The organism is Klebsiella sp. JB_Kp004 (assembly GCF_040065795.1).
Classification (GTDB): domain Bacteria; phylum Pseudomonadota; class Gammaproteobacteria; order Enterobacterales; family Enterobacteriaceae; genus Klebsiella; species Klebsiella quasipneumoniae.
The window spans coordinates 171,987-195,885 of sequence record NZ_JBEAKW010000006.1 but is presented as its reverse complement, the minus strand read 5'-3'; the positions used below and the strand labels follow the sequence as shown (position 1 = coordinate 195,885).

General features: G+C 59.4%; 25 protein-coding genes. 15 read left to right on the top strand and 10 right to left on the bottom strand.

Annotated features, from left to right (window positions below; translation table 11 throughout):
- Nucleotides 1–50: 50 nt before the first annotated feature.
- The 3 genes from ABLX76_RS08580 to ampH form a co-directional block, all read right to left on the bottom strand.
- Nucleotides 51–542 carry a transposase gene (locus tag ABLX76_RS08580; protein WP_072013399.1) on the bottom strand — a complete coding sequence of 164 codons (492 nt, stop codon included), beginning with the start codon at nucleotides 540–542 and terminating at the stop codon, nucleotides 51–53.
- 255 nt (nucleotides 543–797) lie between these two features.
- Nucleotides 798–1,772, bottom strand: a complete 975-nt coding sequence (gene hemB / locus ABLX76_RS08575) for a porphobilinogen synthase (protein ID WP_002890201.1) — start codon at nucleotides 1,770–1,772, stop codon at nucleotides 798–800.
- A 106-nt stretch (nucleotides 1,773–1,878) separates the two neighbouring features.
- A complete protein-coding gene (ampH, locus tag ABLX76_RS08570; protein WP_044521218.1) occupies nucleotides 1,879–3,039 on the bottom strand; it encodes a D-alanyl-D-alanine-carboxypeptidase/endopeptidase AmpH in 1,161 nt (386 codons plus the stop codon).
- A gap of 219 nt (nucleotides 3,040–3,258) precedes the next feature.
- Here ampH and ABLX76_RS08565 point away from each other — a divergent pair, with 219 nt between their 5' ends.
- The 3 genes from ABLX76_RS08565 (at nucleotide 3,259) to ABLX76_RS08555 (ending at nucleotide 6,234) form a co-directional block, all read left to right on the top strand.
- On the top strand, nucleotides 3,259–3,771 hold the full coding sequence (locus ABLX76_RS08565) for an isochorismatase family protein (RefSeq protein ID WP_072096510.1): 513 nt from the start codon (nucleotides 3,259–3,261) through the stop codon (nucleotides 3,769–3,771).
- Nucleotides 3,772–3,888: 117 nt separating this feature from the next.
- Complete coding sequence (gene sbmA, locus ABLX76_RS08560; protein ID WP_032453450.1) at nucleotides 3,889–5,109, top strand: peptide antibiotic transporter SbmA; 1,221 nt, start codon at nucleotides 3,889–3,891, stop codon at nucleotides 5,107–5,109.
- A gap of 18 nt (nucleotides 5,110–5,127) precedes the next feature.
- On the top strand, nucleotides 5,128–6,234 hold the full coding sequence (locus ABLX76_RS08555; RefSeq protein WP_117135869.1) for a DUF1615 domain-containing protein: 1,107 nt from the start codon (nucleotides 5,128–5,130) through the stop codon (nucleotides 6,232–6,234).
- Here ABLX76_RS08555 and ABLX76_RS08550 read toward each other — a convergent pair.
- Nucleotides 6,231–6,533, bottom strand: coding sequence for a YaiY family protein (locus tag ABLX76_RS08550; RefSeq protein ID WP_023288568.1), 303 nt, complete (start codon nucleotides 6,531–6,533; stop codon nucleotides 6,231–6,233). The two genes, ABLX76_RS08555 and ABLX76_RS08550, sit on opposite strands and share 4 nt — an antisense overlap.
- A gap of 252 nt (nucleotides 6,534–6,785) precedes the next feature.
- Here ABLX76_RS08550 and ABLX76_RS08545 point away from each other — a divergent pair, with 252 nt between their 5' ends.
- Nucleotides 6,786–6,989 carry a DUF2754 family protein gene (locus ABLX76_RS08545; protein WP_004204881.1) on the top strand — a complete coding sequence of 68 codons (204 nt, stop codon included), beginning with the start codon at nucleotides 6,786–6,788 and terminating at the stop codon, nucleotides 6,987–6,989.
- A 31-nt stretch (nucleotides 6,990–7,020) separates the two neighbouring features.
- Here ABLX76_RS08545 and ddlA read toward each other — a convergent pair whose 3' ends face one another.
- Complete coding sequence (gene ddlA, locus ABLX76_RS08540; RefSeq protein WP_023288569.1) at nucleotides 7,021–8,118, bottom strand: D-alanine--D-alanine ligase; 1,098 nt, start codon at nucleotides 8,116–8,118, stop codon at nucleotides 7,021–7,023.
- A gap of 99 nt (nucleotides 8,119–8,217) precedes the next feature.
- Between ddlA and ABLX76_RS08535 the strand changes: the two genes are divergently transcribed.
- The 5 genes from ABLX76_RS08535 to psiF all read left to right on the top strand — a co-directional run bounded on the left by ABLX76_RS08535 (nucleotide 8,218) and on the right by psiF (nucleotide 12,761).
- Nucleotides 8,218–8,901, top strand: coding sequence for an extensin family protein (locus tag ABLX76_RS08535; RefSeq protein WP_023288570.1), 684 nt, complete (start codon nucleotides 8,218–8,220; stop codon nucleotides 8,899–8,901).
- Between the two features lie 169 nt (nucleotides 8,902–9,070).
- Entirely contained in the window at nucleotides 9,071–10,270 is a 1,200-nt protein-coding gene (locus ABLX76_RS08530) for a multidrug efflux MFS transporter (RefSeq protein ID WP_023288571.1), read from the top strand.
- A gap of 301 nt (nucleotides 10,271–10,571) precedes the next feature.
- A complete protein-coding gene (iraP, locus tag ABLX76_RS08525) occupies nucleotides 10,572–10,832 on the top strand; it encodes an anti-adapter protein IraP (RefSeq protein ID WP_004204875.1) in 261 nt (86 codons plus the stop codon).
- An 89-nt stretch (nucleotides 10,833–10,921) separates the two neighbouring features.
- Nucleotides 10,922–12,352, top strand: a complete 1,431-nt coding sequence (phoA, locus tag ABLX76_RS08520) for an alkaline phosphatase (RefSeq protein WP_032428614.1) — start codon at nucleotides 10,922–10,924, stop codon at nucleotides 12,350–12,352.
- Nucleotides 12,353–12,443: 91 nt separating this feature from the next.
- Nucleotides 12,444–12,761 carry a phosphate starvation-inducible protein PsiF gene (gene psiF / locus ABLX76_RS08515; protein ID WP_048296829.1) on the top strand — a complete coding sequence of 106 codons (318 nt, stop codon included), beginning with the start codon at nucleotides 12,444–12,446 and terminating at the stop codon, nucleotides 12,759–12,761.
- Nucleotides 12,762–12,827: 66 nt separating this feature from the next.
- Here psiF and proC read toward each other — a convergent pair whose 3' ends face one another.
- Complete coding sequence (gene proC, locus ABLX76_RS08510; protein ID WP_023288574.1) at nucleotides 12,828–13,637, bottom strand: pyrroline-5-carboxylate reductase; 810 nt, start codon at nucleotides 13,635–13,637, stop codon at nucleotides 12,828–12,830.
- A gap of 116 nt (nucleotides 13,638–13,753) precedes the next feature.
- Here proC and ABLX76_RS08505 point away from each other — a divergent pair, with 116 nt between their 5' ends.
- The gene (locus ABLX76_RS08505) at nucleotides 13,754–14,212 is read left to right on the top strand and encodes a YaiI/YqxD family protein (RefSeq protein WP_004204870.1); all 459 of its coding nucleotides are present in this window, start codon (nucleotides 13,754–13,756) and stop codon (nucleotides 14,210–14,212) included.
- Here ABLX76_RS08505 and ABLX76_RS08500 read toward each other — a convergent pair.
- On the bottom strand, nucleotides 14,209–14,901 hold the full coding sequence (locus ABLX76_RS08500; RefSeq protein ID WP_023288576.1) for a DUF2076 domain-containing protein: 693 nt from the start codon (nucleotides 14,899–14,901) through the stop codon (nucleotides 14,209–14,211). The genes ABLX76_RS08505 and ABLX76_RS08500 overlap by 4 nt on opposite strands.
- A gap of 328 nt (nucleotides 14,902–15,229) precedes the next feature.
- On the opposite strand from ABLX76_RS08500, the gene aroL reads away from it, so the two are divergent.
- The 4 genes from aroL to ppnP all read left to right on the top strand — a co-directional run bounded on the left by aroL (nucleotide 15,230) and on the right by ppnP (nucleotide 17,318).
- On the top strand, nucleotides 15,230–15,763 hold the full coding sequence (gene aroL, locus ABLX76_RS08495; RefSeq protein ID WP_023288577.1) for a shikimate kinase AroL: 534 nt from the start codon (nucleotides 15,230–15,232) through the stop codon (nucleotides 15,761–15,763).
- Nucleotides 15,764–15,834: 71 nt separating this feature from the next.
- Nucleotides 15,835–16,026 (top strand): YaiA family protein, encoded by a 192-nt coding sequence (locus tag ABLX76_RS08490; RefSeq protein WP_008805350.1) that lies wholly within the window; start codon nucleotides 15,835–15,837, stop codon nucleotides 16,024–16,026.
- Between the two features lie 249 nt (nucleotides 16,027–16,275).
- Nucleotides 16,276–16,956: an AroM family protein gene (locus ABLX76_RS08485; RefSeq protein ID WP_072096489.1), complete on the top strand. Its 681-nt coding sequence runs from the start codon at nucleotides 16,276–16,278 to the stop codon at nucleotides 16,954–16,956.
- A gap of 77 nt (nucleotides 16,957–17,033) precedes the next feature.
- A complete protein-coding gene (ppnP, locus tag ABLX76_RS08480; RefSeq protein ID WP_002890284.1) occupies nucleotides 17,034–17,318 on the top strand; it encodes a pyrimidine/purine nucleoside phosphorylase in 285 nt (94 codons plus the stop codon).
- 72 nt (nucleotides 17,319–17,390) lie between these two features.
- On the opposite strand, the gene rdgC is transcribed toward ppnP, so the two are convergent.
- Nucleotides 17,391–18,302, bottom strand: coding sequence for a recombination-associated protein RdgC (gene rdgC / locus ABLX76_RS08475; protein WP_002890285.1), 912 nt, complete (start codon nucleotides 18,300–18,302; stop codon nucleotides 17,391–17,393).
- A 91-nt stretch (nucleotides 18,303–18,393) separates the two neighbouring features.
- On the opposite strand from rdgC, the gene mak reads away from it, so the two are divergent.
- Nucleotides 18,394–19,308 carry a fructokinase gene (gene mak, locus ABLX76_RS08470; RefSeq protein ID WP_049013804.1) on the top strand — a complete coding sequence of 305 codons (915 nt, stop codon included), beginning with the start codon at nucleotides 18,394–18,396 and terminating at the stop codon, nucleotides 19,306–19,308.
- A 74-nt stretch (nucleotides 19,309–19,382) separates the two neighbouring features.
- On the opposite strand, the gene sbcC is transcribed toward mak, so the two are convergent.
- Both sbcC and sbcD read right to left on the bottom strand, forming a co-directional pair.
- Entirely contained in the window at nucleotides 19,383–22,520 is a 3,138-nt protein-coding gene (gene sbcC, locus ABLX76_RS08465; RefSeq protein WP_348874423.1) for an exonuclease subunit SbcC, read from the bottom strand.
- Nucleotides 22,517–23,722: an exonuclease subunit SbcD gene (sbcD, locus tag ABLX76_RS08460; protein WP_086075225.1), complete on the bottom strand. Its 1,206-nt coding sequence runs from the start codon at nucleotides 23,720–23,722 to the stop codon at nucleotides 22,517–22,519. The genes sbcC and sbcD overlap by 4 nt, the downstream gene beginning before the upstream one ends.
- Nucleotides 23,723–23,899 lie beyond the last annotated feature (177 nt).

Here is a 23,899-nt window from a genome sequence, read left to right as displayed (position 1 = left end):
GTTGGCGCCGATTTGTAGCCCCGGTAAGCGTCAGCGCCACCGGGGAGAGGCTATCGGCGTTCACCGCAGCTAAGATCAAAGCTATCGCCAGCCCAATTTGGGGGATATAGCCCGCGCTGGACATCGCGATGAAAGGTTGAAAATGGCCAATCGATCACCCGGGTGACCCAGCCATGCTTAAGTGGATTGATATGGATGTAATCAACGTGTCGGCGGTAATCATCTTCATCGCGTATGGCATGCTCCCAGAAGCGCGGTTGCCAGAGGGGTTGTCGTTTTAACGTTCTGGTAAAACAGCCTTTGATATCTCTCCAGCGTGAAGAAAAATCGTCATCATTATGAGGTAGTGTCCAGATGCAATGCAGATGTTCAGGCAACACCACCCAGGCATCAATAATAAAGGGGCGATGTTGTTTAACAACAGCGACAGAGTAGCGCAATAATTCTATGTTTTCAGTTAGGTGCATGCTTCTACGGTCTTTAAGGTTAACAGTGAAGAACCAGGTTCCCCCCTTAATGTAATAACGTCGATAAGCCACCACAGGATCTCCTGGAATTCGGTATTTATGATGTGGTTTAACACGTTAGAAGGCGAAATCCGGTACGCCAAGGAGAAGGCGCAGAAGGTGGAAAGCGGCGCGCAAAGTTTTAGCTACAGATATTGGTTAGCGCCTGTCCCCGGATAGCGGCGCAAGCGCCTTATCCGGGCTACGGTGTGGTGGTCGCGATAAATACAGCGCACCGGGGATGAGGTTTGGTAGCCCCGGTAAGCGTAGCGCCACCGGGGAGAGGGAGGCTTAACGGAGGATTTTTTTCTCGGCCAGGTCGAGGGCGAAATAGCTGAAGATCAGGTCGGCGCCCGCGCGTTTGATCGCGCCAAGGCTTTCCAGAACCACTTTCTCTTCATCGATAGCGCCCGCCTGGGCGGCGAATTTGATCATCGCGTACTCCCCGCTGACCTGATACGCGCCGAGCGGCAGATCGCTGCGCTCGCGGATATCGCGCAGAATATCCAGGTAGGCGCCAGCCGGTTTCACCATCAGGCAGTCGGCGCCCTGGGCTTCATCGAGCAGCGACTCGCGAATGGCTTCCCGGCGGTTCATCGGGCTCATCTGATAGGTTTTACGATCGCCCTTCAGCGCGGTACCGGCCGCTTCGCGGAACGGGCCGTAGAAGGAAGACGCGAACTTGGTCGAGTAGGACATGATCGCCGTATTGGTGAATCCGGCAGCGTCCAGTGAGCGGCGAATTGCCTGCACCTGACCATCCATCGCGGCGGAAGGGGCGATGAAGTCCGCGCCGGCGGCGGCGGCGACAACGGCCTGTTTGCCGAGATTTTCCAGGGTCGCGTCGTTGTCCACCCCGTGGTCGCACAGCACGCCACAGTGGCCGTGGGAGGTGTATTCGCAGAAGCAGGTATCGGACATGACGATCATCTCCGGCACCGTGGACTTACAGATCCGCGACATACGCGCCACCAGACCATTTTCATTCCAGGTATCGCTGCCGGTGGCGTCGGTGTGATGAGAAATACCAAAGGTCATCACCGAGCGAATGCCGGCATTGGCGATGCGTTCGATCTCGCGCGCCAGATATTTTTCCGGAATACGCATCACGCCGGGCATAGCCTCGATCGCTTTGTAATCATCAATTTCTTCTTCAACAAAGATCGGCAACACCAGGTCGTTCAAACTCAGTGTTGTCTCTTCAAACAGGGCGCGCAGTGCAGCGGATTGACGCAGGCGGCGGGGGCGAGTGATTAAATCTGTCATGGTTTGCCTGATTTTGTGAAATGAAAGACGATAGTGTAACTGAAATGGCAGCGGGATGTTTCGCCAAAACGATCGTTATGTCGCATCGGCGAAACCTCCTCCGGGCTTACTGGCTGGCCGTCTGCATGTTGGGCTGCGCGCCGCTCAGTTCGCTGACCAGGTCGTTGATGCCATCGCTCATATTGTTGAAGCGGGTTAACGGCGAGCGGGTCACCACCACAAAAGCGCCGACGTTAGCCTGCGGATTCATCGCCATATAGGTGATAAATCCGCCGCCGCCGCCGGTTTTCTGAATAATCCCCGGATGGCCATTCTTCGGCTTCATATATACCCAGCCAAGCCCCAGCGCGTCGGCGCGGCCCGGCACGTCCATACCGATCACCCGGGTCAGCTGGTTACGCTGATAAATCAGCGTCTGCATCCGGTCGGCCTGCTGGCCGCGGGTATAGAAATCGGATGACAGGAACTGCTGCATCCAGCGCATCATATCCCCCGGCGTCGAGTAGACTCCGCCGCTGCCGATCGCCGCCAGGGTGTTGTTGCACGGGCTGGCGCCTTTTTCCGGGATCATCAGCCGCTGGCACTGGTCCGGCGACGGGGTAAAGGTGGTGTCCTTCATCCCCAGCGGTCGGGTGATCTGCTCTTCAAATAGCTGCGGATAAGGTTTGCCGGCGGCGGTGGAGAGCGCGTCCGCCAGCAAATCGAAGGCCAGGTTGGAGTAGGCCGCCTGCGAGCCCGGCGCGGTCTTCAGGGTCGCGGTAGAGAGCCAGCTCCAGCGCTGCTGGCGGGTCGGCCAGACAAACACCGGGCGATGGGCGGCGCCGCCAGGCTGTTCGCGCGGCAGGGCGCTGGTATGGGTCGCGAGATTCACCAGGGTGATCGGTTTTCCCTGCCAGTCAGGCACCCGGGCGCCCGGCGGGGCGTATTTGCTCAGCGGATCGTCGAGTTTCACCACCCCCTGGTCGAGCAGCTTCACCAGCATCTCGCTGGTCATCAGTTTGCTAAGGGAGGCGATACGGATCACCGAGTCGAGCTGCGGGTGCTGATTATTCCCGGGGCGGGTTTCGCCAAAGCTGCGAAACACACGCTGATTGCCATCGATCACCACCAGCGCCATGCCGGTGGCGCCGCTGCCGTAGTAGATATGATTGGCGTAACGATCGACCACATCCGAGGCGAAAACCGGGTCAACGGTGGGCTGTGCGGCCTGCGCCGAGGTCCACGACGCCGCGCACAGCGCAGCAAAAATGAGCAAACTACGTTTCAACGGAAATCATCCATTAAATAAATAAAAAAGAAGAGGGTATTTATACTACGAAGTGGCGCAGAACAAAGCGGGATTCACGACATTCCTGCAGGAAAAAGGTAACGGTGCGTAAAAAAGACTTTTTTACGCTTTCGGATATCGGCTTTTTTCGCCGGCGCGTATGATGACCGTTTGGCTGAAGGTTTGCGGGAGAAAACAATGGCGGCTCAACGGGTAGTGATGGTCGTGGATATGCAAAACGGCGTGTTCGCCACGCCGCGTCTGGCGCGCGAGCGCTGCGTCGCGCAAATTAATCGTCTGGTGCGCGCGGCGGATAAGGTTATTTTTATTCAACATGATGAGGCCGGCGGCCTCGAAGCCGGCAGCGAAGGCTTCGCCCTGCTCCCTGAGCTGGAGCAGCCGGCCGGCGCGCTCTATGTCACTAAAACCGCCTGCGACGCCTTCTATCACACCTCGCTGGAGCAGGTGCTGCGGGAACACGACATTCAGCAGTTTGTCATCTGCGGTTGCGCCACCGACTACTGCCTCGACACCACCATCAAAAACGGCGCCAGCCGCGGATACGGCATTGTTATCGCGGAAGATGCCCACACCACCGCCAACCGCCCCGCCGCGCAGGCCGCGACGCTCATCGCCCACTACAATGAGGTGTGGCGTACGCTGACCGTTCCTGGCAATCCTTTACAGGTGAAACCCACAGAAACAATTCTGCACGCCTGGCAGCAGAACTAAGCTGTTGATATCCGGTCTTATCATCCGTCTGCCCCGCGAGAACGCTTTCACGCGGCGGCCGACGTATGCGTCGTATACAGCAATAGCAGAACGATAAGAAGTTAGCAGGAGACAATGATGTTTAAATCTTTTTTCCCCAAACCGGGGCCGTTTTTTATTTCTGCCTTTATCTGGTCGCTGCTGGCGGTGATCTTTTGGCAGGCGGGCGGCGGCGACTGGCTGCTGCGGGTCACCGGGGCATCGCAGGATGTGGCGATCAGCGCGGCGCGCTTCTGGTCGCTCAACTATCTGGTGTTCTACGCTTACTATCTGTTTTGCGTCGGCGTGTTTGCGCTGTTCTGGTTTGTCTACTGCCCGCATCGCTGGCAGTACTGGTCGATTCTCGGCACGTCGCTCATCATCTTCGTCACCTGGTTTCTGGTGGAAGTGGGGGTGGCGATCAACGCCTGGTATGCGCCGTTCTATGACCTGATCCAGAGCGCGCTGGCCACCCCGCATAAGGTCAGCATCAACCAGTTTTATCATGAGATCGGCATCTTTCTCGGCATCGCGCTCATCGCGGTGATCATCGGCGTGATGAACAACTTTTTCGTCAGCCACTACGTCTTCCGCTGGCGCACGGCGATGAACGAACACTACATGGCCCACTGGCAGCATCTGCGCCATATCGAAGGCGCCGCGCAGCGTGTGCAGGAAGACACCATGCGCTTTGCCTCCACCCTGGAGGATATGGGCGTGAGCTTTATCAACGCGGTGATGACCCTGATCGCCTTCCTGCCGGTGCTGGTGACGCTCTCGCAACACGTTCCCGACCTGCCCATCGTCGGTCACTTGCCGTATGGCCTGGTGATTGCCGCGATCGTCTGGTCGCTGATGGGGACCGGCCTGCTGGCGGTGGTGGGGATTAAGCTGCCGGGTCTGGAGTTTAAAAACCAGCGCGTGGAAGCGGCCTATCGTAAAGAGCTGGTCTACGGCGAGGACGATGAAACCCGCGCCACGCCGCCGACGGTGCGCGAGCTGTTCAGCGCGGTGCGTCGCAACTATTTCCGTCTCTATTTCCACTATATGTATTTCAATATCGCCCGCATTCTCTATCTGCAGGTGGATAACGTTTTCGGCCTTTTCCTGCTGTTTCCGTCGATCGTTGCCGGTACGATTACCCTCGGGCTGATGACGCAAATTACCAACGTTTTCGGCCAGGTGCGCGGTTCGTTCCAGTACCTGATCAGCTCGTGGACGACGCTGGTGGAACTGATGTCCATCTACAAACGTCTGCGCAGCTTTGAGCGCGAACTGGACGGCAAGCCGCTGCAGGAAGCGATCCCGACATTACGTTAATCAAGACAAGGAAGCAGGATGGCCGCACGTTTATCGCGCATTATACCCGGTTCATTGACGCTGCTGGCGGCCGTGGTGCTAAGCGCCTGTACCAGCCAACAGGCGCCGGTGTTGAAAGAGGGCGAGAAGCCCGTTGACGTGGCGTCGGTGGTGCGGCAGAAAATGCCCGCCAGCGTCAAGGATCGGGAGGCCTGGGCGCAAGCCATCGCCACCGCCTTTGACAGCCAGAAGCTGGCGCCGACGGAAGAGAACGTCTGCTCGGTGCTGGCGGTCGCGCAGCAGGAGTCCAATTATCAGTCCGACCCGGTGGTGCCGGGGCTGAATAAAATCGCCTGGCAGGAGATTGACCGCCGGGCGGAAAAAATGCACATTCCGCTGTTTCTGGTCCATACCGCGCTGAAGATCACCTCGCCAAACGGCAAAAGCTACAGCGACCGTCTGGACAACGTGAAGACGGAAAAGCAGCTGAGCGCTATTTTTGATGACTTTATCGGGATGGTGCCGATGGGGCAGAAGTTGTTCGGCTCCCTGAACCCGGTGCACACCGGCGGCCCAATGCAGGTCAGCATCGCCTTTGCCGAGCAGCACACCTCCGGCTACCCGTGGGAAATGAACGGTACGGTGCGCCAGGAGGTCTTCAGCCTGCGCGGCGGCCTGTGGTTTGGCACCTATCATCTGCTGAACTACCCGGCCAGCTACAGCGTGCCGCTGTACCGTTTTGCCGACTTTAACGCCGGCTGGTATGCCAGCCGTAACGCCGCCTTCCAGAACGCGGTGGTGAAAGCCAGCGGGGTGAAACTGGCGCTCGACGGCGACCTTATCCGCTATGACAGCGATGAGCCGGGCAGCACCGAGCTGGCGGTGCGCCGCCTGGCGGGCCAGCTGGGGATGAGCGACAGCGAGATCCATAGCCAGCTGAAAAAGGGCGACAGCCTGGCGTTTGAGAAGACTGACCTCTATCAACAGGTTTTCCGCCTCGCGGATAAAAAAGCGGGCAAAACCCTGCCGCGGGAGATGTTGCCGGGGATCCAGCTTGAGAGTCCGAAAATCACCCGTAATCTGACGACGGCGTGGTTTGCGAAACGGGTCGATGAGCGGCGGGCAAGCTGTATGGCGCGGCGTTAACGGCGCCGACGCCAGCGCACAATGAGCGCCAGCAGCCCGATGAACGAGCAGCCGATCAGAAAAGGGATCAGGCCAAAGAGGGTGCCAACGGCGAGGCTGATATCGACCTGCGGACGGCTGGCGTCCTGGGCCTGCATCAGGCGCTCAAAAACTCCCGGGGCGTGGATCAGCATGCTGAGCATCTGCGCGCCGGCCCAGCAGCAGATCAGGACGAACAGTCCGTAAGCGACATGGCTGCCGGTCAGCGCCCCTCTTTTTTTATTTCCCAAAAGCGATTTTGAAAAACTGAATTCAGCCATAGGCCCTCCCACCTCTGTACTGCTGGTTTTTTCTCCAGCTCTATGGCAGGTATTCTGGCAGTGCGACGCCGTCGCCAGTATCAGATTGCTGGTAATTGCCCTCCAGGAATAATCCTGTTTTCGCCGTTGTGTTAACCGCGCCACAGGAAGGGAAAAGGGAGACCGGCGTCGCAATCCAGCAACATTCTCCATATCGCTACAGACCGCCGCGGGCGGCTATGCGAAGATGCGTTTTTTGCTGTTGGAGGCCGCATGAAGCTCACTGATAAAATTCGCCGCGACTGGCACTACTACGCGGTGGCGCTGGGGTTAATTTTTATTCTAAATGGCGTGGTGGGGCTGCTGGGGTTTGAGACGCAGGGCTGGCAATCTTACGCCGTCGGTCTGGTCACCTGGGTGATAAGCTTCTGGATCGCGGGCTTTGTGATCCGCCGCCGCCCGGCAGAAGAGGCCTGAGGCCGCCGCTGCCAGACGGGGTAAACGCGTTTTAGTTCATGGAGGTTTTCAGCGCCCGGTCCGCGGCATGGCGCTCCAGCGCCAGCTCAATCAGGCGAGTGATCAGACTGGTGTAATCGAGGCCGCTGGCCTGCCACAGCTTCGGATACATGCTGATGTTGGTGAAGCCCGGCAGGGTGTTGATCTCGTTGATCACCACCTCGTTGTCGGCGGTGAGGAAGACGTCGACGCGGGCCATGCCGCTGCAGCCCAGGGCCTGGTAAGCCTGCACCGCGATAGCGCGGATCTTGTCGTTGATCTCCGGGGCGATAGCGGCGGGGACCACCACCTGCGCGCCCTGGTCGTCGATATATTTGGTGTCGTAAGCGTAAAACTCGCTGTTGAGGACAATTTCGCCGCAGGTACTGGCCTGCGGGTGGTCGTTACCCAGCACCGCACACTCAATTTCCCGGCCTTGAATGCCTTGCTCTACCACCACTTTATGGTCAAATTCAAAGGCCAGGGCCACCGCCTGATGGTACTGCTCTTCGTTTTTAACTTTGCTGACGCCAACCGACGATCCCTGGTTGGCCGGCTTAACGAACAGCGGCAGGCCCAGCTTCGCTTCGACATCGGCAAAGCTAAACTGCGCGCGGTTGGCGCGGGTCAGGGTGATAAACGGCGCGACGGCGAGCCCGGCGTCGCGCAGCAGGCGTTTGGTCACATCTTTGTCCATACAGGCCGCAGAGCCCAGCACATCGGATCCGACGAAAGGCAGATTGGCCATGCGCAGCATCCCCTGCAGGGAGCCGTCTTCGCCCAGCGTGCCGTGGACGATGGGGAAAATCACATCGATGGCCGCCAGCGGCTGGCCGCTTTCGGCGTTAATCAGCTGCTGCGCTTCACGGCCCGGGATCTGCGCCAGGGTCACCGTTGAAGGGCGCAGGGCGATGCGGGCAGGATCCTGAGCATTGAGCAGGTAGTTGCCGGCGTCGTTGATGTGCCATAGCCCCTGTTTATCAATCCCCAACAGAACCACATCGAAGCGTGATTTATCAATCGCTTCCACGATATTCTTCGCTGACTGCAGCGACACTTCATGCTCTGCCGACTTACCGCCAAAAACGATCCCAACCCTCATCTTTGCCATTTCAACTTCCATCCAGATTACATCAAAGGGCATAACATACCATGTGAAACCGCCGCCTGCCTGCCATAATATTTACCTGATCAATTGACGGGAGCGGGCGTGAGAGGAAAGACGCTGCTGGTGCTGGCCGGGCTGCTCGGCGCGGGCCTGGTGGGATATCGCTATCTGCCGCCACACCTGAATCCGCTGGCGCCGCTGGCCCTTGACGATCCCCCGGGCTGGCTGACGTCGTTCAAGTTGCGCAGCCTGACGGCCGACCAGTGCGCCTCTCTGCTGGCGGAGGCCAACCGCCGGCGGCTCATCGCCAGCCAGCCGGTGGCCGACAGCGAGGGCGCCTGCCCGCTGCGTAACGTGGTGCGGGTAGCTAATTTTGGCTCGGTGCAGCTGAGCAGCAGTTTCCTCGCCAGCTGCCCGCTGGCGCTCAGCAGCGCGCTGTACGTCGAACAGCAGGCGAAGCCGCTGACCCGTCAGCTGATGGCCAGCGATCTGCGCCAGATCGATCATCTCGGCAGCTTCGCCTGCCGTAATATCTACCATCGGGAACAGGCGCGGCGCAGTGAACACGCTACGGCGGATGCCCTTGATGTCAGCGGCTTCCGCCTGACGGACGGCAGACGCATCAGCGTCCTGCAGGGCTGGCGCAGCGAGCGCTCTCACCCCTGGCTGGCGGCGCTGTTGAGCAACAGCTGCCCTTACTTCGGCAACGCGCTGGGGCCGGAGTACAACGCGGCGCACGCCAACCATTTTCACTTTGGGATGCGCGGGCAGGGCTTCTGCTTTTGAGCATAAAGCCCTGTGAGCAGCCTGAATGACCAGAAAATACTTCGTCAGCCTCTCATGCGCATTCATAAAACACCAAACTCACCGCCAGCGCATCTATGGTAGTACACCAGTGGAATGAAATTGCTAAGCTAGGTAATAATTGGCAAATCATTAATGAATACGCGTAGTTATGGAATCCTGGAAGGTTAATCTCATCTCCGTCTGGTTTGGGTGCTTTTTTACCGGCCTGGCGATCAGTCAAATTCTCCCCTTTTTACCCCTCTACGTCTCCCAGCTGGGCGTCACCTCGCATGAAGCGCTGTCGATGTGGTCGGGGCTGACCTTCAGCGTCACCTTTCTGGTCTCGGCGATCGTCTCGCCGATGTGGGGGAGCCTCGCGGACCGCAAAGGCCGCAAGCTGATGCTGCTGCGCGCCTCGCTGGGAATGGCGATCGCCATTTTACTCCAGGCCTTCGCCACCAACGTCTGGCAGTTGTTTATCCTGCGCGCGATCATGGGCTTAACCTCCGGTTATATCCCCAACGCCATGGCGCTGGTGGCCTCCCAGGTGCCGCGCGAGCGTAGCGGCTGGGCGCTGAGCACCCTGTCGACGGCGCAAATCAGCGGGGTGATCGGCGGCCCGCTGCTGGGCGGTTTCCTGGCGGACCACGTCGGGCTGCGGATGGTCTTTTTTATTACGGCGATCCTGCTGACCATCAGTTTTCTGGTCACCCTGTTTCTGATCAAAGAGGGGGGCCGCCCGCCGGTCAGCAAAACCGATCGTCTCACCGGGAAACAGGTCTTTGCCTCCTTGCCCTATCCGGGGCTGGTGATCAGCCTCTTTTTCACCACCCTGGTGATCCAGTTGTGCAACGGCTCAATTGGCCCGATCCTGGCGCTGTTTATCAAGTCGATGGCGCCGGACAGCAACAATATCGCTTTTCTGGCCGGGATGATCGCCGCGGTGCCCGGGGTGTCGGCGCTGATCTCTGCCCCACGGCTGGGTAAGCTTGGCGACCGCATCGGCACTTCGCGGATCCTGCTGGCGACGCTCTGTTGCGCGGTGGTGATGTTCTTCGCCATGTCCTTTGTCACCACCCCGCTGCAGCTGGGGACGCTACGTTTTCTGCTCGGCTTTGCCGATGGCGCGATGCTTCCGGCGGTGCAGACCCTGCTGCTGAAATACAGCAGCGACAGCGTCACCGGGCGCATCTTTGGCTATAACCAGTCGTTTATGTATCTGGGCAACGTCGCCGGGCCGCTGATTGGCGCCTCCGTATCGGCGATGGCCGGCTTCCGCTGGGTATTTATTGCCACCGCCATTATCGTCTTCATCAACCTCTGGCAGCTGGCATGGATGCTGCGCCGCACCCGCCGGGCGAAGGCCTGAACCTCGGCTGACGGTATTTAACGTCATACCGTCAGCGTTTTTCACCGACAGTAGATTTATCATTACTTTTTGTTATCGCCATGGCGTGAGCGCTATTCCGTTTTATTATTTCCGACGTACTTTGGTTATAAACAGCGCCGTTCATGATTAAACAATACTATTTATAGTGGTATTTTGTTGTGGTAAAACGTTTCGCTGTATATTGGGTGTTGCGACGATTCTTATTTTAAGTAATTCTGAGGTCCGTCATCGGGTATGACATCTCAATCGAAAAACAGACCTCGCATAAGGAACTGGTGCTATGAAGAATCTCATTGCTGAGTTACTGGTTAAACTGGCGCAAAAGGAAGAAGAAGCAAAGGAACTGACGGTGCAGGTTGAAGCGCTGGAGATCGTGGTCACCGCATTATTGCGCCATATGGAGCATGATGCCCAGCAGGCATTGATTCAGGATATTGAGCAGGCGATAGACCAGGTGACGCCCTGTCCGCCGGTCAACGACCAGGATGCCATCCTGCTGCAGCAATATCTAAAGAAGCTGTTGCGGCATCCTCGTAGCTAATCTTTGCGACGCGACAAGGATGCCGTCATTTTTCTGTCATCTCCCTTTTATAAAGTCTCCCACGTTTTGTTTTTTTAAGTATTTTTTACATGGAGATGACAAAAGTGAAATTAAGCGCCCTGTTTATTGCCCTGCTGCCTCTGCTGGGCTCGCCGGTTATTCATGCGGAAACTACTGCCGCGCCGGTTCTGGAAAATCGCGCTGCCCAGGGAGATATCACCACTCCCGGCGGCGCGCGTCGTTTAACGGGCGATCAAACCGAAGCGCTGCGCGCCTCGATAATCAATAAGCCGGCCAAAAACGTTATTTTGCTGATTGGCGATGGCATGGGTGATTCTGAAATTACCGCTGCGCGAAATTATGCGGAAGGGGCGGGCGGTTTCTTTAAAGGCATTGACGCCCTGCCGTTAACCGGGCAGTACACGCACTATTCGCTGGATAAAAAAACCGGTAAACCGGACTACGTCACCGACTCGGCGGCCTCCGCCACCGCCTGGACCACCGGCGTGAAGACCTATAACGGCGCGCTGGGCGTCGATATTCATGAGAACGCGCATCAGACCATCCTCGAGCTGGCGAAAGCGGCGGGCCTGGCCACCGGCAACGTTTCTACCGCCGAGCTGCAGGACGCCACCCCCGCGGCGCTGGTGGCGCATGTGACATCGCGTAAATGCTACGGACCCACGGTCACCAGCGAAAAATGCCCCAGTAATGCGCTGGAGAAAGGGGGCAAAGGCTCCATTACCGAACAGCTGCTGAACGCCCGGCCGGATGTCACCCTGGGCGGCGGCGCGAAGACCTTTGCCGAAACGGCGACGGCGGGCGAGTGGCAGGGCAAAACCCTGCGCGAGCAGGCGGAAGCGCGCGGCTACCAGATTGTGACCGACGCGGCCTCTCTTGCCGCCGCGACGGCAGCCAGCCAGGATAAACCGCTGCTGGGACTCTTCGCCGACGGCAATATGCCGGTACGCTGGGAAGGGCCGAAGGCGTCTTATCACGGTAATATCGATAAGCCGCCGGTGACCTGTACGCCAAACCCGAAACGCGACGCCTCGGTGCCGACGCTGGCGCAGATGACGGAGAAAGCGATTGACTTGCTGAGCCGCAACGAGAAAGGCTTCTTCCTGCAGGTGGAAGGCGCCTCCATCGATAAGCAGGATCATGCGGCGAATCCGTGCGGCCAGATCGGCGAAACCGTGGACCTCGACGAGGCGGTGCAGAAGGCGCTGGAATTTGCCAAAAAAGACGGCAATACCCTGGTGATCGTCACCGCCGACCATGCGCACGCCAGCCAGATTATCCCGGCGGATAGCAAAGCCCCGGGGCTCACCCAGGCCCTGAACACGCACGATGGCGCGGTGATGGTGATGAGTTACGGTAACTCCGAGGAAGAGTCGATGGAGCACACCGGCACCCAGCTGCGCATTGCGGCCTACGGTCCGCATGCGGCTAACGTCGTCGGCCTGACCGACCAGACCGACCTCTTCTCGACCATGAAAGCGGCCCTGAGTCTCAAATAAGTCGCTGCCGGTGGCGAATTCGCGTCACCGGCTGGTTTTTTTTCTATCTGCGTCCAGACTTACAACGTTCCACTCACAGAAGGATGGTGCGATGAAAATAACCTTACTGATGACCCTACTGTTTGGCTTGATCTTTATCAGCGCGGTTGGCGCGGCAGAAAAAACGCCTACTCCCCAGCAGCAAAAGATGACGGACTGCAATCAGCAAGCGTCAGCCAAGGCGCTGAAGGGGGATGAGCGCAAAACCTTTATGAGCCAGTGCCTGAAAAAAGAGACCACCACGCCGCAAGGAAAGACCCTCACGCCTCAGCAGCAGAAGATGAGCGACTGCAACAAAGCGGCTTCGGCAAAATCACTGAAGGGCGATGAACGCAGTACCTTCATGAGTAGCTGTCTGAAGAAAGCCTGAAAAAAGGGAGCGCTCGCGCTCCCTTGTTCTTTGACCTCTCAGGGCTTGCAGCCCGCCTGCTCAGCTTCAGGAGCGGCTCAGTTTCTCTGATTTTTCCATGCACTGGGTGATGGCTTCGATCACCGCGGAGCGGAAGCCTTTCTCTTCCAGCACGCGCACGGCTTCGATGGTGGTCCCGCCAGGAGAGCAGACCATATCTTTCAGCGCCCCCGGATGCTCACCGCTCTCCAGCACCATTTTGGCGGAGCCCATCACCGCCTGAGCGGCGAATTTGTAAGCCTGAGCGCGCGGCATTCCGCCGAGCACGGCGGCATCGGCCATCGCTTCGATAAACATAAAGACATAGGCCGGCGCGGAGCCGCTAACGCCGACCACCGGATGGATCATCGGTTCGGCAATTTGCTCCGCCTGGCCAAAGCAGCGGAAAATGGTCAGCACTTCGGCCACATCTTCGCTGCTCACCAGCGCATTTGGCGTAACGGAGGTCATGCCGGCGTTAACCAGCGACGGCGTATTGGGCATCGCGCGAATAATTTTGCGATCGTGGCCGAGCGCGCGCGCCAGCTGGTCAAGCGTGACGCCGGCGGCGATAGAGACCACCAGAGACTCTTTATTCAGGCTGGAGGCGATATCGCCCAGCACTTTGGTCATGATCCCCGGCTTCACCGCGCCGAAGACGATATCGGCAATCTGCGCCACTTCCTGGGCGCTATCGGCGGCGTTGATGCCGTACTGGTCGCGCAGAGCCGCAACCTTGTCCGGCGACGGGGTGTAGACCCAGATTTGTCCCGGCTGTACCTGGCCGCTGGCGATCAGTCCACCCAGAATGGCCTTACCCATATTGCCGCAGCCGATAAAGCCAATTTTCTTATCCATCACCATTCCCCTCTGCTTTTTTCGTTACGATCTGATTAGCTTATCATCCTGGCGCTTTCATGGGGGAGAAAAGCAGGTAACATTGGCGGCACTTATTGCAGGTAACAGGAGCTGGCATGGCCATTTGGGTGGATGCAGACGCGTGTCCGAACGTGATTAAAGAGATATTGTTCCGCGCGGCAGAGCGGACCCAGACACCGCTGACGCTGGTGGCGAACCAGCCGCTGCGCGTACCGCCGTCGCGTTTCATCCGCACCCTGCGGGTTGAGCAGGGTTTTGACGTGGCGGATAACGAAATCGTCCGTCAGTGCGCGGCGGGGGATTTAGTGATCACCGCCGATATTCCGCTGGCGGCGGAGGTGCTGGCGAAGGGCGGGGCGGCGCTCAACCCGCGCGGAGAGCGCTACAGCGAGGCGACGATCCGCGAGCGGCTGACGATGCGGGATTTTATGGAGACATTACGGGCCAGCGGCGTTCAGACCGGCGGCCCGGATAGTTTATCGCAGCGCGATCGGCAACAGTTTGCCGCCGAGCTGGAGAAGTGGTTGCTGGCGGTTAAACGTCAGCAGGGTTAAACCCAGCTGTCGTCATCGCTGCCGATATCATCATCGCCAAAGCCGGCGTCGAAGTCGTCGTTCCAGGTGTTGTCGGCAAGGAACTGATCGTCTCCCTGACGGAACGGATCGTCACCTGCGGCGGCGTCCTGCGCGGCGGCATCAGGCTGCGGCTTCTCTTCGATGATATTAACAATCTCCTGCGGGTGCGAGCCGCTGAACATATTGGTCAGCATATTGCCCAGCACCACGCCGCCCGCTACGCCTGCGGCCGTTTGCAGCGCGCCCGCCATAAAGCCGCCGCCGCGTGCGGCAGCCTGCGGGGCATAGCTCTGCTGCTGCTGTGGGGCATACTGCGGCTGCGCGCTGGCCTGCGGGCGACCGTATTGCTCCGCGCCCGGGATCGGGTCAGAACCGCGTGACGAGCCGCCGCCGCCAAACAGGCCGGAGAGGAATCCGCCGCTGCTGGGCTTCGCCGCCTGCAGCTGGCTGACCTGGCTCTCCAGCGCCTGGATGCGATCGTTGAGCTGTTTAATCGCGGCTTCCTGGATAAGAATGGTTTGCGCCATATAGTAGGGGGCCGCCGGCTGCGCGCTCACGTGTTGGGCAATCCGCTCCTCGGCGCTGGCATCGCGCGATGCACTGTGCGCCTCAGCCTCTTTCAGCCGGGAAAACAGTCCATCAATAAGGCGTTGTTCTTCAGATTGCATGTTACATTCCTCTGTCACACTGTCGAATAGGCATCAGGGTGCGTCTGAAACACGATGTTGTAAATATGTTGCTTCGTAAAGCTATGCATAAATGTGTTACCGTTTACGCCAGCAGCGGATAAAAAATAACGCCCGGCGGAAAGTAAAGCTGGTTAAACAGTGTATGCAATGATAAGTTTACATTAAGAGCCCCTTGTCTCACTGTGGTGATGGGGTGTAAAGAAGTTATGTAACGTTTTCTTTACGTATGCGTTGCGAAACAGACAGCGATAATACGTTCTTTCGTTTTCCTTTTTTTGCGACAGACGGAACCAGGGGGTCTTCGGTTATGACACAGCCAATCTTTCTCATCGGGCCACGCGGCTGCGGTAAAACCACCGTCGGCCATGCGCTGGCGCGAGCGCGGCATTTTCAGTTCTCCGATACCGATCATCGGCTGCAGGCCCATGAGCAGCGGACGGTGGCGGAGATCGTGCAGGCGGAAGGATGGGCGCGCTTTCGCGAGCTGGAGACCCTGTCGCTGAAGGCCGTAACCCTGCCGAATACGGTGATCGCCACCGGCGGCGGCATCATCCTTGCGGAATGTAACCGCCAGTTTATGCGGGAGAACGGCGTGGTGATCTATCTGCAGGCGTCGGTATCGGCGCTGATTGACCGTCTGGAAGCGTACCCGAAAGCCGAACAGCGGCCGACGCTCACCGGGAAACCGGTGCGTGAGGAAGTGGGCGAGGTGCTGGCGCAGCGTGAAGCGTTATATCGTGATGCTGCCCATCATATTGTCGATGCTACGGCCGCCCCGGATCGGGTGGTGGAACAGATTATGACCATGCTGTGCGGCGCGGCGGCCACCCCGGTAAGTTAAGAATTTACTTACATTAAGGCGGCGAGGGGCGCCTATACTTGATAGTTCTGATACCAGAAGAAGGAAGAACTATGCCAAACAGGCCCCCATATCCGAGAGAAGCGCGCGTGGTTGCGGTAGAGAAAGGCCCGCAGGGTCAGACGGTCACCTGGTATCAACTTCGCGCGGACTATCCTGAACCCAATTCGCTGATCAGCGAACATCCTACCGAGCAGGAAGCCGTGGATGCCAAGCGGCGCTACGAAGATCCTGACAAGTCGTAACCCCTGAGCCCGGATTGCCTGCTCTGCGGGCAATATCGGGCATACCTCACACTTTTTATTTATCAGTCGTACTAATGAATATCTAACACACGGATTTTTCAGGCGCGCCGCCGCCGCCGGGCAATCTTTACATTCTACTGCGGCGTGGAGCTGCTACGCTTCTCGACGGTTGATTTTTACTCACCAGGGGGGCGAATGCTGTGTGTGGTAAGCCTGTGTTGAAGCAGTGGTAGTGAAAAGGTACATGATATGAGTAGTGCAACGATGGCAATTTTGACCATCGGCGTTGTGCCGCTGGCGGGAGTATTACCGCTCCTGACCGAACATATCAGGGAAGAACAGATCGCTCACATCAGCCTGCTGGGCGAGATGACGCGTGATGACGTGATGGCAGAGTACGCCGTGGGTGACGGCGAACAGGGTCTCTTGACCCTGCTCAGCGATAACCAGCTGGTGATGGTGTCGCGACAAAAAATTGAACGTGATGTTCGCAGCGTGATCGCCATGCTGGATCGACAGCATTTTGATGTGATCCTGCTGCTCAGCTCCGAACAGCTGACCGGGTTTACCACCCACCACGCGATCCTCCTCGAGCCGCAGCGGATCATTCCGCCGCTGGTGGCGTCAATCGTCGATGGGCACCAGGTCGGGGTGATCGTGCCGGTGGAAGAGATCATGCCCATGCAGCGACAAAAGTGGCATTCACTGGAGAAGTCGCCATACTACGCGCTGGCCAACCCGTTTACCGGTAGCGACAGCGAGCTGTTAACCGCCGGTAAAGCGCTGCTGGAGCAGGGCGCCGACGTGCTGGTCCTCGACTGTCTTGGTTACTATCAGCATCATCGCGATGTGTTACAAAAAGCCCTTGATGTCCCGGTTTTGCTGTCGAATGTGCTGGTTTCCCGACTGGCGGCAGAACTATTAGTCTAATGTGTTAATTTCACGTGACAGGGGCAAGGAGCGCCCCCTATATTGAGCCTTTCAACGACGATCAGAAGGGCTTGTTTATGCTTCAAAGCAATGAATACTTTGACGGAAAAGTGAAATCCATTGGCTTCACCAGCAGCAGTACCGGTCGCGCCAGCGTTGGCGTGATGGCGGAAGGGGAATACACCTTTGGTACGGCGCAGCCGGAAGAGATGACGGTGGTCAGCGGGGCGCTGAATGTCCTGCTGCCGGGTGAGACTGAGTGGAAAGTTTACGCCGCCGGCGAAGTCTTCAATGTGCCAGGCAACAGCGAATTCCATCTGCAGGTGGCTGAGCCAACCTCTTATCTGTGCCGCTATCTGTAAGCCAGCGTAACGCCCGGCGCTTGCCGCCGGGTTGTATTTTTCCTTCCTGCCTGGCAGGAAGGAAAGCGGCGCTTAGCGCTGCGCTTCGCCGCCGAGCCCTTCCACCAGGCTTTGGATCAGGGCAGCCAGTTCGCCGGTCATTAAGATAAAGTCGGCGTCAAAGCGCTGGGCGAAATCTTCCCGATCGATATCTTCGTTTTGGTCGCGTAATTCATCGCAGAACTTGAGGCGCTTAATTGACGCGTCGTCGCAGATCACAAACTGAATACGCTGCTGCCAGTCCAGCGCCAGCTTGGTGACGACCTTCCCGGCCTCAATATGCACAGCGATTTCGTCGCTCACCAGATCCTGCTTCTTGGCGCGGATCACGCCGCCATCTTCCAGCATCGCTTTCAGCTCGGCTTCGTCCAGCAGCTGGAAGCCCTGCGCCACGGTGCCGGAGCGGACCCACTCGGTCAGCGTCAGCTCAATCGGATTCTCCAGGGTCAGCGGCACCACCGGCAGCGAGCCGAGGGTTTTACGCAGCAGGGCCAGGGTATCTTCCGCTTTCTTCGCGCTGGCGCAGTCCACCATGATCAGGCCGTTGACGGTGTCGATCCACATCATCGTCTGGCTGAAGCGGCTGAAGGCGCGCGGGAGCAGCGAGTGCAGCACTTCATCTTTCAGGGAATCTTTCTCAGTTTTCTTCAGCTTGCGCCCCTGATCGGCTTCCAGCTTCTGGATCTTCGCCTCCAGCGCCTGCTTGATCACCGGCGACGGCAGGATCTTTTCTTCTTTACGCGCGCAGATAATGATCTGGCCGTTCGCCGTATGCGTCAGCGCGTCGCTGTGCGATCCCATCGGCGATACCCAACCGGTTTTCGCCATATCCTGGCTGCCACAAGGGGTAAATGTCAGCTCGGCCAGCTGTTTTTCCATCTCCTCGGCGCGCAATTCGATATCGCGGCTGAGACGGTAAACCATTAAATTTTTGAACCACAGCATGATAATTTCCACGGCTTTGTCGTTAAATCAGGCGGGCATGATAGCGAATTGTCGCTATGCTTGCATTGTTAATCGGGGTGAGGAGCTGAGCGTGCGTATTGGTATTGATTTAGGTGGCACAAAAACCGAAGTGATAGCCCTGAGCGACCAGGGAGAGCAGCTGTTTCGCCATCGGTTACCCACGCCGCGGGAGGATTACCGGCAAACCATCGAGACTATCGCCACCCTGGTGGCGATGGCCGAGCAGGCGACCGGACAGCGTGGCACCGTGGGGATGGGGATCCCGGGCGCGATTTCGCCCTATACCGGGGTGGTGAAAAACGCCAACTCGACCTGGCTCAACGGCCAGCCCTTTGATAAGGACCTCAGCCTGCGCCTCGACCGTGAAGTGCGGCTGGCTAACGACGCCAACTGTCTGGCGGTGTCGGAAGCGGTGGACGGCGCGGCGGCGGGGGCGCACACGGTGTTCGCGGTGATTATCGGCACCGGCTGCGGCGCGGGCGTGGCGCTCAACGGGCGGGCGCATATCGGCGGCAATGGTAACGCCGGCGAGTGGGGACATAACCCATTGCCGTGGATGAACGACGATGAGTTGCGCTACCGTGCGGAAGTGCCTTGCTACTGCGGTAAACAGGGATGTATCGAAACCTTTATCTCCGGCACCGGCTTTGCCACTGACTACCAGCGGCTGAGCGGCAAGGGGTTAACCGGCAGCGAGATTATGCGCCTGGTGGGGGAAGGTGACGAAAAAGCCGAACTGGCGCTGAGTCGCTACGAGCAGCGGCTGGCGAAATCGCTGGCCCACGTGGTGAATATCCTCGACCCGGACGTTATCGTGCTGGGCGGCGGGATGAGCAACGTCGAGCGGCTGTATCAGACGGTGCCGGACCTGGTGAAACAGTGGGTCTTCGGCGGCGAGTGTGCAACGCCGATCCGCAAAGCGATGCACGGCGACTCCAGCGGAGTACGCGGCGCGGCATGGCTGTGGCCGCTCCAGGGGACCTGAACCGCTCCCCCTCACCCCGACCCTCTCGCTCCGGAAGAGGGTTAGGGTGAGGGGACATCGCAATGATTCAAACCTCACTCCACCGCAAACGCTCTGTCCAGCCGACTGTAGCCCAGGCCATTGATCTTCTTCACTTTGATCTGCACCGGAATGCGATCTTTCATCGCCTCCACGTGGCTGATCACCCCGATAATCTTGCCGCTGGCGTTCAGCGCGTCCAGCGCGTCCAGCGCCGTGTCCAGCGTTTCGCTGTCGAGGGTGCCGAAGCCTTCATCAAGAAACAGGGAATCAATCCGCGTCTTATGGCTCACCAGATCTGACAGCGCCAGGGCCAGCGCCAGGCTGACGAGGAAACTTTCGCCACCGGAGAGGGTGCGGGTGTCGCGCACGGCGTCGGCCTGCCAGGTATCGACAACCTCCAGCTCCAGCGCTTCGCTGGCTTTGCGCTGCAGCAGATAGCGCCCGTGCAGGCGGTTAAGCTGCTGGTTTGCCAGCCAGACCAGATTATCCAGCGTCAGCCCCTGGGCGAATTTGCGGAACCGGTCGCCGGTGCTGGAGCCGATCAGCGAATTGAGATAGCCCCAGTCATCCGCCCGCTGCGCCGCCTCTGCAATCTGTCGCCCCAGCGCCTGCTGATGTTGACGGCTCTCTGTGTCCTGCCTGAGCTGCTGGCGGATCTCGCCCTGGCGGGTGGTGTTGTCCCGCAGCCGCTGGGCCAGGGCGTGCAGCTGGGTTTGCAGGGCGGGGATGTCCGCGTCCGTCCCTTGCGGACGCAGCGCCAGGTGCGCCTGCTGCTGACGGGTCGCCTGCTCGCAGAGCGCCGTCGCCTGCTGGCGCTGCTGCTCCAGCGTCTGTTTTAACTGCGTCAGCCGCTGGACGGTCTCGTCATCCAGCAGCGCGGCGAGAAACGCCTGCCGATCGCTAAAGCGGCTGGCGGCCAGGGCGGCGGTAAATTGCGCCTGCGACTGGTCCAGGCGCGCCTTCTCTTCGGTCTCCAGCTGCTGCTGGGCGACAAGCTGGCTGTGCAACGCCAGGCACTCCTCATGGATAGCGCGCCAGTTGTCGGGAACCACCGGCTCAGCTTCAGCCTCTGCCTCGTCGCTGGCTGGCAGCGTCTCCAGCAGCGGCTGCAGGGCGGCAATCTGCTCCTGAATGGCGCCATGCCGGGTCTGTTGCGCCTGCCACTGGGCAAATTCGCTTTCGCGAGCGTTCAGCCAGGCGGCTTCTGTCCCTTCTTCCGGCAGGTTCAGCGTCAGGGTCTGCAGGGCGCTTTCCAGCCCCTGGCGCGTGGCCGTCAGCTGCTGCTGAGCCTGGCGCGCCAGCGCCTCCTGATCGTTAAGCTGGCTCTGCAGCATCAGGCGCTGGCTGAGCTGGTAGAGCTGTTGCTCGTAGCGCTCCTGCTCCTGTATCCAGTCGTTTATCTCTTGCGCAATATCCCGCGTGACCTGAAGAGAGGCGCAGGTTTCCTGCCACGCTTTAGTGAGCGCTTGCTCTTCCTCAGCGAGCCGCCCGGCCGCTTCGGTTTCACGCTGGAGCTGCTGCGTCAGGGCGTTGACCTGCCCGAGGATCAGCAGACCTTCTTCTTTCAGCGCGGCGACCTCTTTTTCCAGCGCATCGCGGCGGCGCTGGTTATCCGTGACCGTCAGCGAGGCGTATTGTTCAATCGCCGGGTGTTCACAGGAGCCGCACAGCGGGCAGGGCTTACCGGCCTCAAGCCGGGCGCGGTAACCCTCCAGATCTTTAATCGTTTCTTCCCGCTGGCAGAGCGCCTTCAGGTCGAGATAGTGCTGGTTTTTGTCTTTGTACTGCTCCCGGCGCTGCGCCAGGGTGGCGTTGAGTTTTGCCTGCTCCGCCTGCGTCTGCTGTACGCTTTCGGCGTTCTGGCGCAGACGCTTGCGCAGCAGCTGATGCTGTTCATGAAGGGAGAGCAGCCGCTGGCGCAGCGGTCGCGACTGGGTTTGCTGCGCCATCGCCGCCGCAACGTCATCGGCGGTCAGCGACAGAGGGCTGGCCGGCAGATCGGCCAGCTTCTGGCGCAGCGCGGCCAGGCGGGTGGTCTGGGCCGTCAGCTGCTGATTATCCCGAGTCAGCTGCGAAAATTGCGCCCGCCAGCCGGCGATCTCCTGGCCCCATAAGCGAAATCGCTCATGGGCCGCCAGCCACTGCGCCAGGTCGGCCAGTTCAGCCTGACGCTGCCGCTGGGCATGCACGGCGCTACGGCGAATGCGCGCGCGCAGCGCCGTGCTGGTAAGTAAGCGAGCATTCACTTCATTGATTCGCTGGCGGGTTTGCGCCAGGCCTGCCGCGTGCTCCTGTTGCCGCTCCCATAAGGGGCGCAACTGGGCGGCGGGCTGGGCCAGCTCAAGCCTGGCGAGCGCCGGTGCGGCGTCGGCCAGCGCCTGACGGGCCTGCTGCTGGCCGCTGACCGCCTGCTGCTGCTGCTGCGCCAGCTCATCGCGACGCGTTAGCCACTGAAGCTGCTGCTGCTGGTTTTGCTGCTGCGCCAGCAGGGCTTTCTCTTCGTCAGTAAGTACCTGCAAACTTTCCTGCAGCGCCTGCTGCTGGGCCTCCGTCAGCAGGACGATGCCCGCCGCCTGGGCTTCGAACTTCTCCAGCGTATGGCGAGCGGCTTTGTGCTGTTCATAGACCATCGCCGAAATCTGACCGTAGATTTCCGTGCCGGTCAGCTCCTCCAGCAGCTCCGCGCGATCGCTCGGCTTGGCGTTCAGAAAGGCGGCAAATTGTCCCTGGGAGAGCAGCATCGAGCGGGTGAAGCGGCCATAGTCGAGGCCGGTGAGCGTCGCGGTTTGCTCCAGCTTATCCGAGACCTTATCGGCGAGGATTTTGCCGTCGGCGCAGCGCGCCAGCTCGACGCGGGGCGCCTGCAGGTTGCCATCTGGCTGGTTACGCGCCCGGTTCTGGCTCCAGAAGGCGCGGTAGGCGATGCCTTTCACTTCAAACTCCACCTCCGCCAGACACTCGGCGGTATCGCGGGTCATCAGGTCATTTTGCGACTGGGAGACTTTATTCAGGCGCGGCGTCTCGTGATAGAGCGCGAGGCAAATGGCGTCGAGCAGGGTGGTTTTCCCGGCGCCGGTGGCGCCGGTAATGGCGAACAGGCCGTTGCTGGCGAACGGCTCGGCGGTAAAGTCTATCTTCCATTCCCCTTTCAGGGAGTTGAGGTTTTTCAGACGCAGACTGAGGATTTTCATGCGTTTTCGTCCTCCGCGGTGAGCGTATGCAGCGTATGAGCGAACAGCTCGTGCAGCCGTGCGCGCTTCTCATCGTCAATCTCGGTCAGCGCCAGCCGGCGCTCGAACACCTCTTCCACCTTCAGTTCGCTGAGGGTCTCCCGCTGGGCGTTGAGCAGTATTTTCTCGCGCTGCTCGCGGCTGCGGCGCACCAGCAAGACTTCCACCGGCAGATCCTCCGTCAGCGCCTGAATATGACGCTGAATATCGTGCAGGTACTCCTCGGTGGCGATTTCGATATCCAGCCACACCGGCGGGTCCTGTTCAACGCCGCGCCACTGCGCCAGCTGGGCAGTGATGGCTGCCAGATCGCCTTTGATGACCGCCAGCGGCTGGGTGACGGGCACCTCAAGGGTCTCCACGGCGCTGAGTCGCCCATCGCTAAAGCTCACCAGATGCACCGATTTCGCTTTACCGGTTTCATCAAAGCTCAGCGGCAGCGGCGAGCCGCTGTAGCGGATGTGCTCGCAGCCGCCAACCACCTGCGCCCGGTGAATATGGCCCAGCGCAATGTAGTCGGCAGGGGGGAAGTGCTGCGCCGGGAAGGCATCCAGCGTGCCGATATAAATGTCGCGAACGGCATCGCTTTTGCTGGCGCCGACGGTGGTCAGATGGCCGCTGGCAATGACGGGCAGCGGCCGATCGCCGCGCAGGGCGCAGGCCTGCTGATACTGCTCCTGATAATAGTCGCTGATGGCGTGCAGCAGCTGCTGCTGTTTTTCCCGACCGGAGTGGCCGGCCTGGCTGGTCACCAGCTCGCGCGGGCGTAAAAACGGCACCGGGCAGAAGATAGCGCCTGGGGTGCCGTCGCGCCGCGGCAGCTCAATGGGCGGGCAGCCGGCGTTCGCCACGACGGTGGTGTGTAAAAAGGCGAGGATATCGCGGGATTCATTAAGCATCGCCACCGAATCGTGGTTGCCCGCCAGCACCACCAGGCGACAGCCGGTCTGCTGCAGCTGGACGACAAAGCGGTTATACAGTTCGCGAGCGTAGCTCGGCGGCGATCCGGTATCAAAAATATCGCCGGCCACGATGATGGCGTCGACTTCATGCTCCTGCGCGCGGGCCAGCAGCCAGGTCAGGAAGGCGTCATGTTCGGCCGCACGGCTTTTGCTGTAAAAATTCTGGCCCAGGTGCCAGTCGGAGGTGTGAAGGATGCGCATAAATCTTCCCTAGCGAAAAAAGCATGAGCGGCAGTATACCATTTGTCGGAGAGGGGTAAGTCCGCGTCATGCTTCAAAATACCCGATCGTCAGACGGTCATTTTTTTCATAAATCTGTCACAAAAGTGACGCATAATGACGCCGCACTTCTATACTGATGGCTAAAAAACACAGGGT

Bases quoted from the DNA above. Each gene is read 5' to 3' on its own strand.
- hemB (WP_002890201.1), bottom strand. From the start codon at position 1,772: ATGACAGATTTAATCACTCGCCCCCGCCGCCTGCGTCAATCCGCTGCA.
- ABLX76_RS08565 (WP_072096510.1), top strand. From the start codon at position 3,259: ATGGTCGTGGATATGCAAAACGGCGTGTTCGCCACGCCGCGTCTGGCG.
- sbmA (WP_032453450.1), top strand. From the start codon at position 3,889: ATGTTTAAATCTTTTTTCCCCAAACCGGGGCCGTTTTTTATTTCTGCC.
- ABLX76_RS08555 (WP_117135869.1), top strand. From the start codon at position 5,128: ATGGCCGCACGTTTATCGCGCATTATACCCGGTTCATTGACGCTGCTG.
- ABLX76_RS08550 (WP_023288568.1), bottom strand. From the start codon at position 6,533: ATGGCTGAATTCAGTTTTTCAAAATCGCTTTTGGGAAATAAAAAAAGA.
- ABLX76_RS08545 (WP_004204881.1), top strand. From the start codon at position 6,786: ATGAAGCTCACTGATAAAATTCGCCGCGACTGGCACTACTACGCGGTG.
- ddlA (WP_023288569.1), bottom strand. From the start codon at position 8,118: ATGGCAAAGATGAGGGTTGGGATCGTTTTTGGCGGTAAGTCGGCAGAG.
- ABLX76_RS08530 (WP_023288571.1), top strand. From the start codon at position 9,071: ATGGAATCCTGGAAGGTTAATCTCATCTCCGTCTGGTTTGGGTGCTTT.
- iraP (WP_004204875.1), top strand. From the start codon at position 10,572: ATGAAGAATCTCATTGCTGAGTTACTGGTTAAACTGGCGCAAAAGGAA.
- phoA (WP_032428614.1), top strand. From the start codon at position 10,922: ATGGAGATGACAAAAGTGAAATTAAGCGCCCTGTTTATTGCCCTGCTG.
- psiF (WP_048296829.1), top strand. From the start codon at position 12,444: ATGAAAATAACCTTACTGATGACCCTACTGTTTGGCTTGATCTTTATC.
- proC (WP_023288574.1), bottom strand. From the start codon at position 13,637: ATGGATAAGAAAATTGGCTTTATCGGCTGCGGCAATATGGGTAAGGCC.
- ABLX76_RS08505 (WP_004204870.1), top strand. From the start codon at position 13,754: ATGGCCATTTGGGTGGATGCAGACGCGTGTCCGAACGTGATTAAAGAG.
- ABLX76_RS08500 (WP_023288576.1), bottom strand. From the start codon at position 14,901: ATGCAATCTGAAGAACAACGCCTTATTGATGGACTGTTTTCCCGGCTG.
- aroL (WP_023288577.1), top strand. From the start codon at position 15,230: ATGACACAGCCAATCTTTCTCATCGGGCCACGCGGCTGCGGTAAAACC.
- ABLX76_RS08490 (WP_008805350.1), top strand. From the start codon at position 15,835: ATGCCAAACAGGCCCCCATATCCGAGAGAAGCGCGCGTGGTTGCGGTA.
- ABLX76_RS08485 (WP_072096489.1), top strand. From the start codon at position 16,276: ATGAGTAGTGCAACGATGGCAATTTTGACCATCGGCGTTGTGCCGCTG.
- ppnP (WP_002890284.1), top strand. From the start codon at position 17,034: ATGCTTCAAAGCAATGAATACTTTGACGGAAAAGTGAAATCCATTGGC.
- rdgC (WP_002890285.1), bottom strand. From the start codon at position 18,302: ATGCTGTGGTTCAAAAATTTAATGGTTTACCGTCTCAGCCGCGATATC.
- sbcC (WP_348874423.1), bottom strand. From the start codon at position 22,520: ATGAAAATCCTCAGTCTGCGTCTGAAAAACCTCAACTCCCTGAAAGGG.
- sbcD (WP_086075225.1), bottom strand. From the start codon at position 23,722: ATGCGCATCCTTCACACCTCCGACTGGCACCTGGGCCAGAATTTTTAC.